This window comes from Streptomyces sp. L2, from assembly GCF_004124325.1.
Classification (GTDB): Bacteria; Actinomycetota; Actinomycetes; order Streptomycetales; family Streptomycetaceae; genus Streptomyces.
In genome coordinates this window covers 7,516,511-7,530,793 of the sequence record NZ_QBDT01000001.1, presented here as the reverse complement: position 1 = coordinate 7,530,793, position 14,283 = coordinate 7,516,511, and the positions used below count along the sequence as shown (strand labels likewise).

Below are 14,283 nucleotides of genomic sequence, written 5' to 3'. Positions count from 1 at the left end.
GTCACGGACCGGGTGCGGGGAGGAGGTGGACGGGTGGCGGTTCCTCGGCGACGGGGCGGCCGGGAGCGCCCGGCGGGCGTCGGGGCGGGGCGGCGGCCGGGGCTTCCGGTGCGCGCGGCGGCGCGCGGCCGGACGCGGCCGGCGGTGCCGGGCGAGCACACGATGCCCTGGCTGCGGGTCGCCGCGGCCTACGCCTGGCGCCTCATCCTGGTCGGCGTCGTCGTCTACGGCGTCTTCATCGTGCTCGGCCGTTTCCAGCTCGTCGCCGTGGCCCTGTTCCTCGCGCTGGTCGTCACCTCGCTCCTGCGTCCGCCCGTCGACCTGCTGAACCGGCTGCTCCCGCGTGCGCTGTGCGTGGCGGTCGCGCTCGTCGGCAGCATCCTGTTCCTGGCGGCGCTGCTGGCCCTGGTGGGCAACGCGGTCGCGGGCGAGTGGGGCAACCTGGTGTCCGAGTTCCGCGGCGGCATCCACCGGATCGATCTGTGGCTGCAGCGCCCTCCGTTCCGGCTCGGCCCCGGCACGCTCACCCATCTGCAGCAGCAGGTGACGGACTACGTCTCCGCCCACCGGGCGAGTCTGCTCAGCCGGGCCGCGACGGAGCTGGGCCGGGTCGTCGAGGTGGTCACCGGCGGCGCGCTCGCGCTGTTCGTGTCGGTCTTCTTCATTCACTCCGGCGAGCGCATGTGGGCGTGGGCGCGTGAGGAGCTGCTGCCCGGCGGTGCGCGTCCGGCGTGGGACCGGGCGGGGCGTGCGGCCTGGCGGACGTTCGCGGGCTACACCCGGGGGATCATCATCGTGGCCGCCACGAACGCCGTGCTCGTCGGTGTCGCGCTGCTCGTGCTGCGGGTGCCGCTCGCGCTGCCGCTGGCGTTGCTGGAGTTCTTCGCCGCGTTCGTGCCGCTCGTGGGCTCGCCGGTGGCGCTGGCCGTGGCCACGGTGGTCGCGCTGGCCGGGCGGGGTCCGCTCACGGCGGCCGCCGTCCTGGTCCTGATCGTCGTCATCGGCCAGCTGGAGGGGCACGTGCTGCATCCGGTGGTGATGAGCTGGGCGGTGCGGCTCCATCCGGTGGTGGTGGGTGTGTCGGTCATCGCGGGGAGCATCGTCGCCGGGGTGATCGGCGCGGTGGTGGCCGTGCCGTTCGTCTCCGTGGTGTGGGCGGTGCGGCGCGCGCTGCGGACCGTACCGACGTGAGCGCCCGCCGGGCCCCGGTTCAGCGCAGGGCGGCCGCCACGAGGCCGCCGATCTCCGCCTCGGTGACGCCTCCGCCGTTCACCAGCCGGTCGAAGACCAAACCGTCCACGCAGGTCAGCAGCGTCACGGTGCGCCCCTCGGGGTCCTGGACGCCCTGGGCGGCCAGGAAGTCGGTCACGGCCTGGCGGGCGGGGTTCCGGCGCGGCACGAGGATCTCCCGCAGCTCGGTGTGGTGCACGCTCTCGATGGCGCAGGCGTAGCGCGCGAGGGAGCGTCCGCGGCCCTCCGCCGCGAGCCGCCGCTCGACCAGCAACGTGAGGCCGGCCGTCAGTTCGCCCGCGTTCCGGAGCACCGGTGTGTGCTCCCCCAGCTCCCGCAGCTCCGCCTGGTCGAGTGCCACCAGGCGGCGGACGAGCGCGGTGAGCAGGGCACTTCGGGTGCGGTAGTAGGCGGAGGTGGTGCCGGGCGGGAGGTTCGCCGCCCGGTCCACGGCGCGGTGCGTCAGCCCGCGGATCCCGGTGCCGGCGAGCACGTCGATGGCCGCGTCGGCGAGGAGCGTACGTCGATCGGTGGACACCCCCCATTTCTACACCTGTAGAGAGCGGGCGTAGGCTGCCTTCTACATCTGTAGAAGACTGGGCCGGGTGGAGGGTGGAGCGGACATGGGCGGCACTGCCGTGGTGGTCGGGGGCGGCATAGGCGGGCTGGCCGCCGCGATCGGACTGCGCCGGATCGGCTGGGAGGTGACGGTCGTCGAACGGGCGGCCGCCCTGGCCGACGCGGGCGCCGGCATCTCGCTGCACGCCAACGGGCTGCGCGCACTGGACGTGCTCGGCGTCGGGGCGGCCGTGCGGGCGGCGGCGCGGCCGCAGTACACGGGCGGCACCCGCACGCCCTCGGGGCGGTGGCTGGCCCGGATGGACGGCGCGGCGCTCGCCCGCGCGCTGGGCACGCCGATCGTCGGCATCCCCAGGGCCGTGCTGCACGGACTGCTGCGCGACGCGCTGCCGCCGCGCTGCCTGGTCGTCGGCGTCACCGTGCCGTCGGTCGACCGCTCGGCGCCGGGCCGGGTCCGGGTGCCCGTCGGGGACGGCGTCCTCGACGCGGACCTGGTGGTGGCGGCCGACGGGGTCCGCAGCCGGCTGCGCGGCGGGCTGTTCCCGGGCCATCCCGGTCCGGTCCACAACGGGTCGACCGTGCTGCGGGCCGTCACGTACCGGCCGGTGGCCCTGCACTCCGACTTCGAGCTGACCTGGGGCCGGGGCACCGAGTTCGGGCACATCGCGTTCGCGGACGGCCGGGCCGAGTGGCACGCGGTGCTCAACTCACCGCCGGGCGTACGGTACGCGGACACGCTCGGCGTGCTGCGCCGCAGGTTCGGACGCTGGCACGACCCCGTTCCCGCGCTGCTGGACGCCACCCGGCCGGAGCAGGTCCTGCACCACGACGTCCACGAACTGGCGACACCCCTGCCCTCGTTCACGAGTGACCGCATCGCCCTCCTCGGCGACGCCGCCCATGCCATGACCCCGAACCTCGGTCAGGGCGCCTGCCAGGCCCTGGAGGACGCGGCCACGCTGGCCGCCGCGCTCTCCACGGAACCCTCGGTCGCCGCGGCGCTGGCCCGCTACGACAGCGAGCGCCGCCCCCGCGCCCAGGCCGTGGCACGCGCCGCCCGGCTGGCCGGCCGGATGGGCCAGCAGCTGTCCCACCCGCTGGCGGTCGCGCTGCGCGACACCGCCCTGCGGCTGGCACCGTCCGGGGCGACGGCCCGGGCCGTCCTGCGGCATGCCGACTGGGCACCGCCGGCCCTGGGCTGACCGCCCATCGGCCGGCTACTCCCCGGCGGAGGACGACAGGGTGCGCTGCATCAGGTGGGTGTCGATCCAGCGGCCGTGCTTGCGGCCGACGCCGACCAGCCGGCCGGCGTCGGTGAAGCCGGCACGGCGGTGCAGGGCCCGGGAGGCCTCGTCGCCGGTGTCGGCGATGACCGCGATCATCTGCCGTACGCCCGCCCGTTCGCAGCCCTCGACGACGGCTTGGAGCAGGGCGGTGCCCAGGCCGCGGCCGGTGGCCCCGGGTGCCAGGTAGACGGTGTCCTCCACGGAGTGCCGGTAGGCCGGCTTCACCCGCCAGGGCGCGGCGTAGGCGAATCCGGCGACGGCGCCGGACAGTTCGGCGACCAGGAAGGGCAGGGCGCGAGCGGTGAGGTCGGCCAGCCGGTCCGCCCAGTCGGCGGTGGACCGGGGGGTCTCGTCGAAGGTGACCACGGTGTGGTGGACGTAGTGGGCGTAGACGGCGGCGACCGTGTCGAGGTCGGAGGCGGTCGCCGGGCGGATCACGACTCCGTGGTCGGTCATCACGGCCTTCCTCGTCTCATGGGGTTTCCGGCGGTCACGGTGCCGTCGCCGGCCGGGGGCGCAGATCACGTCGGAGCCGCTCGAAGGCCGTGGGGCGGGTACGGCGCCGGAGGTGGTCGCCGATGCGGCGGGCGCAGGCGGCCGGGGTCTCCCGGGAGGTGTCGACGTCGATGTCGTGCGTTCCGTGGGAGTGGACGTGGTCGTACTGGGTCGCCGCGAGGCCGGGCTGCCGGTCGCCTCGCTCGGTCTCGCGGCGCTCCAGTTCGGGCAGCGGGCACCGCACCGCGACGAGGACGGTGTCCTCGGGGACGAGCAGGTCCAGGAGGTCCAGCAGGCGCCAGCGGCGGCTGAGGGGGTAGTCGACGACGAGGTTGTTGCCGCCCGCGGCCATGCCGGCCACCGCCCGGTGGAAGCCCTTCGCGGTGCGGTCGATCTCGGCCTGGACGTCCTCGTCGGCGAGGGGGCTGCCGCCGCGCAGCGCGTGGAAGGCGTCCACCGGCAGATGGAACCAGCTTCCTTCGAGCATGCCGAGGAGTTCGCGGGCGATGCTGCTCTTCCCGGAGCTGGAGGTGCCGTTGAGCAGCACGACGGTGCCGGCGGACGGGGTGTCCGGGATCCGCGCGTACTCCTCGGCCGCCGGATCCGTGGCTGTCCCGGTCGTCATGACGGTCTCCCCCTCGCGTCGCGCGGTTACCTCTCTCCCCCGCTGATCATCTCAGGTCCGTCCGGTCCCGCGGCCTCGGCCCTCAGCGGGTGGGCCCGCAGCCACGAGAGGACCTGGCCGGCGTGCTGATCGGGCGGGAAGATTGGGTAGAAGGCGTGCTCGACCACTCCGTTGCGCACGATCAGGGTGATCCGCCGGTAGAGGGTCGTTCCCTCGACGTCGAACGTGGGCAGGCGCAGGGCGCGGGCCAGGCCGAGACCCGGGTCGGAGAGCATGTCGAAGGGGAGGCGGAGCCGTTCCACGACCTCGCGCTGATAGGCGGGATCCTGACCGGACAGGCCGTAGACGCGGCTCGCACCCGCCTCCAGCAGCTCCTGGAAGTGGTCCCGGAAGCCGCACGCCTCGGCCGTGCAGCCGCGTGCACCCGGGATCGTGTTCCAGCCCTCGGGCAGATCGGTTCCGGGGCGGCCGGTGAGCGGGTAGACGTAGAGGACCGTACGACGCGGCCCCAGGCTGTCCAGCCGCACCGTTCTGCCCGCGGTGCCCGCCAGCGCGAGGGACGGCATCGCCGTACCGGGCAGATGCCGGGCGGCGCCGTCGTCCTGCGGGGCGGGAAGGTTCAGGGGCAGCGACAGGTGATCGTCTTCCTCCATGGCACTGCTGTGGCGGTGGGCGGCGGTGTTCAGCTGGGAGATCAGCGCGCTGCGACGGGCGCTCAGCTCCTCGATGCGTCCGGTGAGTTCGTCGATGGCCTCCCGGTACCCGGCCAACGACGCCGGGCAGTCGTCGGCATGCGGCCGCCCGGCCCCGAGGCACTCCAGGAACGGCCGCGTGCGCTCCACGGGGATCCCGAGCGCCCGCAACGCCCTGATCTCCCGCACCAGCCGCACATCACGTTCGCCATAGCTGCGGTACCCGTTGGCCAGCCGCTCCGGCACGACCAGCCCCAGCGACTCGTAGTACCGCACCGCCTTGACAGTGACCCCGGCCCGCCGGGCCACTTCACCGATCCTCAACCCGTCCATGACGGTCGACGCTAGACGTTGCCCCGGGGGGCAAGGTCAAGCGGCTGAGGCGGAGAAACCTGCCCAGTGAGGTGTCGCGGGCTCCAGCGGAGTGAGGGAATGCGGTGTGGTTGGCTGCCGTGGCCGGGGTCAGCGGAGGGGCTGCCATTCGAACATGAGGATCGTGGCGTCGTCGCGGAGGCGGCTGTCCTGGGAGTCGAGGAGGGAGTGGATGAGGCGTCTGAGGGTCTCCGGGGCGAGTTCGCCGGAGGTGCTGGCGCGGATGACGTAGTCGGCGAAGCGTTCGAGGCCGAGCAGCTGGCCGTCGGCGGTGCGGGCCTCGGTGACGCCGTCGGTGTAGAGCAGGACCCGGTCGCCCGGCCGGAGACGGGCCTCGTGGACCCGGCGTTCCCGGCCGGCGAGCAGTGAGCTGAGGCCCATCGGCGGGTCGGGCTCGCGTTCCAGCGCGTGGGGCACGAGTCTGCTGTCGCGGATCAGCAGCGGTTCCGGATGGCCGCAGTTGCTCCATTCCAGCACGCCGGTGGTGAAGTCGAGCTGGGCGAGGATCCCGGTGCAGAACTGGTCCGGCAGCCACTGGCCCAGCGCCTGGTCGACGGCCTCGATGAGGGCGGACAGGCCGGAGTCAGTGCGGCGGGCGTTGCGGCAGGCCGCGAGGGCCACCGCGCTGGTCAGGCCCGAGGCCAGGTTGTGCCCCATGGCGTCGAGGACCACGGCGTGCAGCGCGGTGGCCGTCAGCGAGTGGTCGAAGGCGTCGCCGCCGATGTCGTAGGCGGGTTCGAGGACGGCGGTGGAGACGACGTGGGCGTTGCCGATGGTGCGCGGCGGCAGGAAGGCGCGCAGCATCTCGGCGGGCAGCCGCATGTCCTCGGTGCGGGTGCGCCGTACGAAGGAGTCCTTGTACGTGCGCTTCGAGGTGATCATCATCGCGAGGAGTGCGGCGAGCGCGCGGCCCTGGCGCAGGGACTGCGCGGTGAGCGCCTCGGTGTGGATGCCGAGGACGCCGAGCCGTTCGGCGCCGTCCAGCAGGGGGATCCAGGCGCTCACCCCGTGCTGGTCGGACTCCTCCACCCGCAGGGACTGGGTGCGGTACGTCCAGCCGGCGAGCGAACCGTCGATCGGCAGCGTCGCCGTCACGTCGGTGAGCGGCACGAGATGGCGCTGCTGGAGGTCGGCCAGGTAGGCCACGGCGTGCCGCAGCCCGAGCGCCTTGGCGCAGTGGGCGACGGCCGTCGCCAGGTCGAGGGTGGAGTGGGTGGGGTCGGCGAGGAAGTCCTCCAGCGGCGCACCGCTCGGCTCTCCCGTCACCGCTCCACCACCGCCCCGCACATCCGTTCCATTACTCAGCAGTTTCACAGTGGATGGCGTGAGGCGCCGTTCTCCCGCGTCCGGGCGGGTGAATACGACAGTGTCGTGTGATGTGAGTCACATGTAGTTCACTCATATTCCGCGGCCTCCTCAGCAGTCTCCCCGGTGACGCACACGCGAGTGAGGAGGTACACCGTGGGGATGTCCGGGACCGGTCCGATCGGCCGTCGGCCGGCCGTGCTCGTCTGCGCCGCCGCCCTGGCCCTGACCGCGTGCTCCGCCTCGGGTGGCAGCGCCGCCGGGCGACCTGCCGGCCATGTCCGGCAGGCATCCGGGACCGCGGAACAGACGCTCCGGCTCGCCGAACAACTCCTCATCAAGTCCTGCATGGAGAAACACGGATATCGGTATTGGGCCGAGACGGAGGACGGCGGGAATTCCTCACACCGATTTCCCTATGTCGTCGACGACTTGGCCTGGGCCACAGCACATGGATACGGAAATGATCTGCACCGGGAACGGCAGAAGGAGATCGAACACGACCCGAACCAACGGTATTTCCGGTCGCTGCCCGCCGACCGCAGAACCGGTGCGCTGAGCGCGGTCAACGGGCCCCGCCCGCGCGGACTCTCCGTCCGGCTGCCGACGGGGCAGCTGGTCACCCACAGCGATCAGGGCTGCACCGCCGAGGCCGAGCGGACCTTGTACCGGGACCTGCCCGCCTGGTTCCGGGCCACCCGGGTCACGGACAGCCTGGCCGGCCTGCGCGTCGGGCTCGTCCTCGGCGACAAGCGGTACCGGTCGGCCACCGGGGCCTGGTCACGCTGTATGCGGGGCAAGCGCTACACGTACGGCAGCCCCGCCGAGGCCCGGGCCGCCGCCACCGCACCGGGGAACGAATGGCCGCACGGCGAGGAGGTGCGGCTGGCCACCGCCGAAGCCTCCTGCGCGCGTTCCTCGGGGCTGGCCGCCGTGGCCCGCACCCTGGACGCCGAGTACCGCTCGCGGCTGGCCCGCAGCAGGCCCCGCGAGACGGCCGACCGGGCCCGGCTGGCGCGCGAGGCCCTGCCGCGGGCCCGGGCCGTCATCGCCCGCGCCGGCTGAGCCACGCCCGGCTGATCCACACCGGGTGATCCGCACCGGCTCGTTCCGGACCACCCAGCACCACACCACGCATCACCACACCACCCGTCACCACATCACCACGAAACGAGGGACCCCATGTCCATCAAGCACGTCTCCGTCATCGCCGCCGCGGCCGCGGCCCTCACCGTGTTCGCCGCCCCGCTGGCCACCGCCGGCCCGCAGGAGCACGGCGCGCAGCCGGCCACGTCGTCCCGGCTCCTGTCCGCCGACGGGCGGCTGCACGTCTACACCCAGCCGTACGGCGGCGGACGGACCTGCTCCTGGGTCGGCAACGCCGACACCTGGGGCTCCTGCCGCAACCTGGTCTCCGACATCTGGAACAACGGCTACCCGGGCGGCAACGACGCCGTCGACCTGTACTGGGGCGTCAACGCCACCGGCGCGCACGCCTGCCTCAGCCAGGGCGACCGCTGGCCCGATCTCATCAACGACCCGCAGCACTTCACCTACGGTGCCGGACAGGGCGGTTTCGGGCAGAGCCTCAACAACAACGTCTCCTCCCACCGCTGGGTCGACTACTGCAGCCAGGGCTGACCGCGCCGCCCGTGGGTCCCGGCGCCGGCCCCGGCAGGGTGGCGGGACCCACGGCATCGCCGTCTCCCACAGCGCCCCACCTTCACCACTCCCCCACGCCCGCACGGGAGTTGCCACGCTACGATCACGCCTGTGACCGCTCCGGAACCGACCATCCTCGCCACCTCCGGAGGGCACCGCGCCGGCACGCGTACAAGGCTGTTGTTCGATGCCCTCGTGCACCACGCGGTCGACCTCTCCGGCGTGCACGGCAGACGCCCGCGGATCCTCTACGTGGGCACGGCGACCGGGGACGCCGAACACGTCACCGCGCGGATCTCGGAGGCGGCCCGGGTGGCCGGCTTCGACCTCACCCCGCTGTACCTGTTCCCCATGCCCAACGTGACCGACGTCGAGGGCACCGTCCTCGACCACGACGTGGTCTGGGTGATGGGCGGATCGGTGGCCAACCTGCTGGCGGTGTGGCGGGTGCACGGTCTGGACTCCGTGCTGCGCCGCGCCTGGCGGGCGGGCGTCGTCCTCGGCGGTGTGAGCGCGGGCTCGATCTGCTGGTTCCGGGGCGGCGCGACGGACTCCTTCGGCCCCGAACTGCGCCCGGTCACCAACGGCCTGGGCCTGCTGCCGTACGGCAACGGGGTCCACTACGACACCGACGCGGGCCGGCGTCCGCTGATCCACCGCCTGGTCGCGGACGGCACGCTCCCCTCGGCCCACTGCACCGACGACGGAGTGGGCCTGGTGTACCGGGGCACCGAACTCGTCGAGGCCGTCACGGAAGTGCCCGGGAAGGGCGCCTACCTGGTGACCCGGGAGGGCGGGCGCGCCGTGGAGGAGCGCGTCGAGCCGCGGAGGCTGCCGACGCCCGCGTTCTGACGCCCGCTCGCCGTGCTCAGACAAGGCCCAGCCGCACCGCCCGTGCCACGGCGTGGGCCCGGTTGCGGGCCTGCAGGCGGGACATGACCTCGTGGACGACGTTCTTGACCGTGTGCTCGGAACAGCTCAGCAGCCGGGCGATGTCCGCGTTCGCGTGGCCCTCGGCCATCAGCCGCAGCACGGAGACCTGGCGGCCCGTCAGGGTCGTCGGCACCTCGGAGGGCGGCCACAGGTCGCCGTACTCCCGGCCCCCGGCCAGCAGCTGGGAGAGCACCGGGTAGGGGATGCTCTGGTGCGGGCGGCCGGCGCGGCGGACGGCCGCTGCGAGGGTGTCCTCGCTGAGGTCCGCGCTCCGCAGCACGACCGCGCCCGAGCGCAGGGCCAGCAGCAGTCCCGTCCGGGTGACGCCGTCGCAGACGAGCACCAGCGGCCCGGGGGCGCGCATGCCCCGCAGGGCGTGTTCGGCGTCCCCGGCGACGATCACCGTGAGGGCACGCGGGTCGTGGCCTGGAGCGCAGTTCAGGCCGGCGCGGCGGGCGACGGCGCGCACCCGGTCGGCGCCGGGCGCGGGCAGGACGCGGATCGCGACGGGGGTGGTGAGGTCCGTGGTCACAGCAGGCCCGCCCGCAGCGCGTAGGCCACCGCGTGGGCGCGGTTGCGCAGCCGGAACCGCTGTGTGATGTCGTGGACGACGGTGGTCACGGTGCGCTGCGAGTAGGCGAGGCGCTGGGCGATCTCCGCCGTCTCGTGGCCGTCGGCGACCAGCCGCAGCACCGAACGCTCCCGGTCCGTCAGCGCGTTGCCCGCCCAGCCGCCGGACGCCGGCGGGGCCGGCCCGGTGGAATCCAGGACCTGTTCGAGCAGGTCGAGGGGGAGCGTGCAGTCGTCGCGGGCGGCGGCCAGCACCGCCTCGCCGAGGCGGGAGGCGTCGGCCTCGCGGCGCAGCAGCAGTCCCCGAGCGCCGGCGGCCAGCGCGTGCAGGACGTCCCCGGGGGCGAGGACGCCCGCGACGAGGACGACGGCGGGGCGGTGGAGGTGGGCCCGGGTCAGCCGTACGGTGTCGAGTTCGTCGGGTCCGAGCCGGTCCACGGTGAGGACGACGACCCGTGCGTCCTCCGGCTCGCACACCTCCAGTTCCGGGCACGCCAGCAGGGTGCTGCGGGTGCCGGCCTCCAGCACGGGGTCGAGCGCGACCACACCGACGGGTAGGGGTGCTCCCATCTGCTGCTCCTTGGAAGGTCGTCCGCCCGGTGGTGAGTGCCGCGGGCGGTCTGGGGTACTGCGCAGCACCGTGCCGCCGCGGCCGGTGGCCCGGCATCGGTAGCCGATCCCCACCTTTCCGTCCGGGCGCGCCCCGGGCGTCCCGTGCCGGGCCGGGGAGACCGGGGCGGGGTCCCCCGGTGCGCCGGGACGGCCTGGCCGGCGGGCCCGTCCCCAGGGCCGGGGGCGGGGCCCGATGCCGTGCGGCACGGCCGGTAGCCCCCTGGGGGCCGTCGTCGTACCGGCGTTGACCTGCGATTGCGGCCCGCATGCCGCCGGGCGCGGCCGGGGTGGCGGGGGCTCCGCGCAGAATATGGGGGCCACTTCCCCATGTGGGGGCGGTACGGCCTCTGCGACCTTCGGTGCGTGACCAAAACCGCCAGCCTCCCGGCTCCCAGGAGCGCCGGCCTGCCGCTCGTCTGGTGGGCTCCGGCGCTGACCCTCGCGGAACGGCTCGCCGCCCCGGAACCGCCCACGGCGCCGGCGGCGAGAGCCGCCGGCCGCGCCCCCTGGGCGGCCGGTGACGCCGAGGGCTTCGCGGCACGGCTGGCGCACCTCGGTGTGGACACGGACACGGCGGCGGCGCTGGCGGCGGAGCCCGCCGAGCGGCTGGCCGCCCGCACCGCCAAGCCGCGGTGGGCCGGTTACACCGAACGGGCCCTGGACGGCGCGGACTTCCCCGGGCCCGGTATCGGCCGCTCCCCCGCGGACGCGGAGGGACCCGACGCCTTCGCCCCGGTCGTACGCCCCCTCGTGACTCCCGCGACGGCCGTGCTGGAGCCGGTGCTGGCGCGGCTTGCGGAGGCCGAACAGGCGGTGTGGCGGCGGGAGTTCGAGGAGCGGCTGACGTATCAGCTGGTGCGGCAGGCCGCCCGCGCCCTGGTGCGCGAGCTGGACTCGGCCCGGCGGGCCGGGCGGCTGGCCGGGGCGGGCCCGCGCGAGCGGTTCGCCTCCTTCGTCGCCACGACGGGCACCCGGCGCGGCCTCGGTGAACTGTTCGCCGCCTACCCGGTGCTGGCCCGGATGCTCGCCCAGACCGCGCTGGACTGCCTCGCCGCCACGGCCGAGCTGGTCCGGCGGTTCCGGGCCGACCGGGACGAGCTTGTCGCCGGCCTCCTCGGCGGACGCGAGCCCGGCGCCCTGACCGGCGTGGACCTCGGCCGCGGAGACGCCCACCAGGGCAACCGGGCCGTGGCGGTGCTGCGCTTCGCCCACGGCGACCGGCTGGTGTACAAGCCGCGGCCGCTGGACCAGCACGCGCTGCTGGACGACCTGACGGCGTGGCTCGACGCGAAGGTGCCCGGGCTGCGGCTGCGCACCCCGGGCAGCCTGCGGCGCGAGGAGTACGGCTGGCTGGAGTTCGTCGAGCACCGCTGGTGCCGCTCGGTGACCGAGACGGACGCCTTCTACCGGCGGCAAGGTGCACTGCTCGCGCTGCTGTACGCGGTGGACGGCGCCGACATGCACTACGAGAACGTCGTCGCGTGCGGCGACCAGCCGGTGCTGGTGGACGCCGAGACCCTGCTGCACACCGGGCTCCCCCAGGCCATGACGGCCGGCGCGGATCCGGCCGCGGACGCCCTGCACGCCTCGGTGCACCGCACCTGCCTGCTGCCCCACCTGCTGATCGGGGAACACGGCGCGCTGGACATCTCCGCGCTGGGCCGGACGGCCGAAGGCACCTACCCGAGCGAGGGGCTGCGCTGGGAGAACAGCGGCACGGACACCATGCGGGCCGTCCGCGCCCCGCTCAGCAGTCCGGCCGCGCAGAACCACCCCCTGCCCGAAGGGCACCCGCAGGCCGGCGCGGACCACCGGGCCGCCCTGCTGGAGGGGTTCCGCACCGCGTACGCGGCCATCGCCGCCCACGGACACGAACTGCGGGCTGCCGACGGGGTCCTGGCCCGCGCGGCCGACAGCCCGGCCCGGCTCATCCCGCGCTCGACCCGGCTGTACGCCACCCTGCTGGAGGAGTCCACCCATCCCGCCCTGCTGGGCGACGCCCTGGCCCGGGACGGCGTCTTCGCCGTGCTGTGGACCGAGTCGCTCCACGACCCGGCGCGCCGGCGGCTCGTCGAGCACGAGACGGCGGACCTGTGGCGCGGCGACGTGCCGCTGTTCGCCCACCGGCCGTCCGGTACAGGGGTCTGGGCGGCCGACGGGACCTGGCTGCCGGACCTGCTGCCGGTGGCGAGCCTGAGCGCCGTACGGGAGAAGATCGCCCGGATGGACGAGGTCGACTGCCACGACCAGGAGTGGATCGTGGCCGCCACGCTCGCGGCGCGGGGGGCCGGTTCCCCGCTGGACCGGCCGCGGTCGGAACTGGCGGTGGCGGCGGTGCCCGCGGTCGTGGCCGACTCCTCGCGGCTCCTCGCCGCGGCGTGCGGGATCGCCGACGAGATCGCCGCCCGGGCGGTGCGCGAGGGCGGCCGGACCAACTGGCTGGGCCTGGAACGGGTGTCCGGCCCGCACTGGGCTGTGCTGCCGATGGGCGCCGGCCTGGCGCAGGGCTACTGCGGGGTCGCGCTCTTCCTGGCCCACACGGACGCGCTGGCCGGGGGCGGGCGCTACGGCACCCTCGCCCGGGAGGCCGTACGGCCGCTGCCCGCGCTGCTGCGGGCGCTGGCCGCCGACCCCGAACTGAGCGCGGCGGCCGGGCCGGGAGCCTACGACGGGCTCGGCGGCGTCGTGTACGCCCTGGTCCGGCTGTCCCGGCTGCTCGGCGAGGACCTGACGGCCTGTCTGCCGGACGCCCTCACCGCGCTCGGGCACGCCGTCGCCGACTGCCCGGATCCCGGGTTCGCCACCGGCGCGGCGGGGGCGCTGGCCGCCGCCGTCGCGGCGCACGAGGCGACCGGGGCGGACGCGGCCCTGAGGCTGGCGGACGCCGTCGCGGACCGGCTGCTCGCGGCGGCGGAGGGGACCGCCGCGAGCCTGCTGTTCACGACGGCGGACCGGCACGGCATGGCGCCCGGGTTCGCGGACGGGGCCGCCGGCATCGGAGGGGCGCTGTCGCGGTACGCGGCGCACCGGGCCGGCGGACGGGCGAGCGGACGGGTGGACGCGCACGCGGACGCCGGCCGGGCCCTGCTGCGGGCGGCTCTGCGGCACGCGGACACGGCGCCGGCGGACCTCTCCTGGTCCTCGGGACTGGCCGGCGTGGCGGCGGCCGCGGCCGCTCCGGCCGCCCCGCACCGGCTGCTGACCGCCGAGGTGGGCCCGGACCTGAGCCTCGCGCGGGGCACCCTCGGCACGCTGGAGGCGCTCACCATGCGCGCGGAACGGGGTGAGGCGGACGCGGCCGAGGCCCTGGCCCGCCGTACCGGACAGGTACTCGCCCTCGTCGAGGCGCGCGGCCACCGGTGCGCCACACCCGACCACGTGCCCTCCCCCGGCCTGCTGGCCGGACTGTCCGGCATCGGCTACGGGCTGCTCCGCCTGGCGCACCCCGGGTCCGTGCCCTCCGTCCTCCTCCTGGACCACCCGCGCAACTGACCGCCCCACCTACGGCACCACGGCACCGCCGCACCACCCTGCACCACGGCACCGCCGCACCACCTTCGGCACCACGGCACCGCCCGGCACCACAGCTCAGCCGCACCACCCGTCCCCCGTGCTCGCCCGCACGGGACATCAGAAGGGGATCACCGTCATGGACCAGCACTTCACCACCACCCCCGCCGCCGACGTCACCGCCGGCGTCCCCGAGGCCACCGCCGACGCCGGCCTCGACTCCGCCGGGCAGGACGCGGCGGGCGGGATAGCGCTCCGGGGCCGCAACCGGGCCTGCGCGCGGGCCCGCGTGCTGGCCGGCATGGTCCTGACCAGCGGGATCGTCATCACGCTGAGCACGATCGACACGTCGGTGTCCGCACCCCGGTGACGACCGGTCAGACGTAGCGGATGTGGGGGCGGCGCGGAGACG

At 74.9% G+C, this 14,283-nt stretch carries 14 protein-coding genes; 7 read left to right on the top strand and 7 right to left on the bottom strand.

The genetic code is table 11. The features are described 5' to 3' along the window. The first annotated feature begins 162 nt into the window (after positions 1-162). A complete protein-coding gene (locus DBP14_RS33680; protein ID WP_129312224.1) occupies positions 163-1,191 on the top strand; it encodes an AI-2E family transporter in 1,029 nt (342 codons plus the stop codon). Between the two features lie 19 nt (positions 1,192-1,210). On the opposite strand, the gene DBP14_RS33675 is transcribed toward DBP14_RS33680, so the two are convergent. After that, complete coding sequence (locus tag DBP14_RS33675) at positions 1,211-1,768, bottom strand: ABC-F family ATP-binding cassette domain-containing protein (protein ID WP_129311409.1); 558 nt, start codon at positions 1,766-1,768, stop codon at positions 1,211-1,213. 85 nt (positions 1,769-1,853) lie between these two features. Here DBP14_RS33675 and DBP14_RS33670 point away from each other — a divergent pair, with 85 nt between their 5' ends. Continuing rightward, positions 1,854-3,011 (top strand): FAD-dependent monooxygenase, encoded by a 1,158-nt coding sequence (locus DBP14_RS33670; RefSeq protein ID WP_129311408.1) that lies wholly within the window; start codon positions 1,854-1,856, stop codon positions 3,009-3,011. A gap of 15 nt (positions 3,012-3,026) precedes the next feature. Here DBP14_RS33670 and DBP14_RS33665 read toward each other — a convergent pair whose 3' ends face one another. The 4 genes from DBP14_RS33665 to DBP14_RS33650 form a co-directional block, all read right to left on the bottom strand. Continuing rightward, positions 3,027-3,551 (bottom strand): GNAT family N-acetyltransferase, encoded by a 525-nt coding sequence (locus DBP14_RS33665; RefSeq protein ID WP_129311407.1) that lies wholly within the window; start codon positions 3,549-3,551, stop codon positions 3,027-3,029. Positions 3,552-3,585: 34 nt separating this feature from the next. Further along, positions 3,586-4,215 carry an AAA family ATPase gene (locus DBP14_RS33660; RefSeq protein WP_129311406.1) on the bottom strand — a complete coding sequence of 210 codons (630 nt, stop codon included), beginning with the start codon at positions 4,213-4,215 and terminating at the stop codon, positions 3,586-3,588. 26 nt (positions 4,216-4,241) lie between these two features. Beyond that, positions 4,242-5,240 carry a MerR family transcriptional regulator gene (locus DBP14_RS33655; protein ID WP_347239679.1) on the bottom strand — a complete coding sequence of 333 codons (999 nt, stop codon included), beginning with the start codon at positions 5,238-5,240 and terminating at the stop codon, positions 4,242-4,244. Between the two features lie 129 nt (positions 5,241-5,369). After that, positions 5,370-6,545, bottom strand: coding sequence for a PP2C family protein-serine/threonine phosphatase (locus tag DBP14_RS33650; protein WP_129311405.1), 1,176 nt, complete (start codon positions 6,543-6,545; stop codon positions 5,370-5,372). 201 nt (positions 6,546-6,746) lie between these two features. Here DBP14_RS33650 and DBP14_RS33645 point away from each other — a divergent pair, with 201 nt between their 5' ends. The 3 genes from DBP14_RS33645 to DBP14_RS33635 all read left to right on the top strand — a co-directional run bounded on the left by DBP14_RS33645 (position 6,747) and on the right by DBP14_RS33635 (position 9,098). Next, positions 6,747-7,649 (top strand): hypothetical protein, encoded by a 903-nt coding sequence (locus tag DBP14_RS33645; RefSeq protein ID WP_129311404.1) that lies wholly within the window; start codon positions 6,747-6,749, stop codon positions 7,647-7,649. A 117-nt stretch (positions 7,650-7,766) separates the two neighbouring features. Next, a complete protein-coding gene (locus DBP14_RS33640; protein WP_129311403.1) occupies positions 7,767-8,225 on the top strand; it encodes a hypothetical protein in 459 nt (152 codons plus the stop codon). A 132-nt stretch (positions 8,226-8,357) separates the two neighbouring features. Then, a complete protein-coding gene (locus DBP14_RS33635) occupies positions 8,358-9,098 on the top strand; it encodes a peptidase E (protein WP_129311402.1) in 741 nt (246 codons plus the stop codon). A gap of 16 nt (positions 9,099-9,114) precedes the next feature. Here DBP14_RS33635 and DBP14_RS33630 read toward each other — a convergent pair whose 3' ends face one another. Further along, positions 9,115-9,711, bottom strand: a complete 597-nt coding sequence (locus tag DBP14_RS33630) for a LuxR C-terminal-related transcriptional regulator (protein ID WP_129311401.1) — start codon at positions 9,709-9,711, stop codon at positions 9,115-9,117. Further along, entirely contained in the window at positions 9,708-10,319 is a 612-nt protein-coding gene (locus DBP14_RS33625; protein WP_129311400.1) for a response regulator transcription factor, read from the bottom strand. Before DBP14_RS33625 ends, DBP14_RS33630 begins: the two co-directional genes overlap by 4 nt. 405 nt (positions 10,320-10,724) lie before the next feature. Here DBP14_RS33625 and DBP14_RS33620 point away from each other — a divergent pair, with 405 nt between their 5' ends. After that, positions 10,725-13,853, top strand: a complete 3,129-nt coding sequence (locus DBP14_RS33620) for a type 2 lanthipeptide synthetase LanM family protein (protein WP_277752741.1) — start codon at positions 10,725-10,727, stop codon at positions 13,851-13,853. A gap of 157 nt (positions 13,854-14,010) precedes the next feature. Beyond that, complete coding sequence (locus DBP14_RS33615; RefSeq protein WP_129311398.1) at positions 14,011-14,241, top strand: hypothetical protein; 231 nt, start codon at positions 14,011-14,013, stop codon at positions 14,239-14,241. The last annotated feature ends 42 nt before the right edge of the window (positions 14,242-14,283 follow it).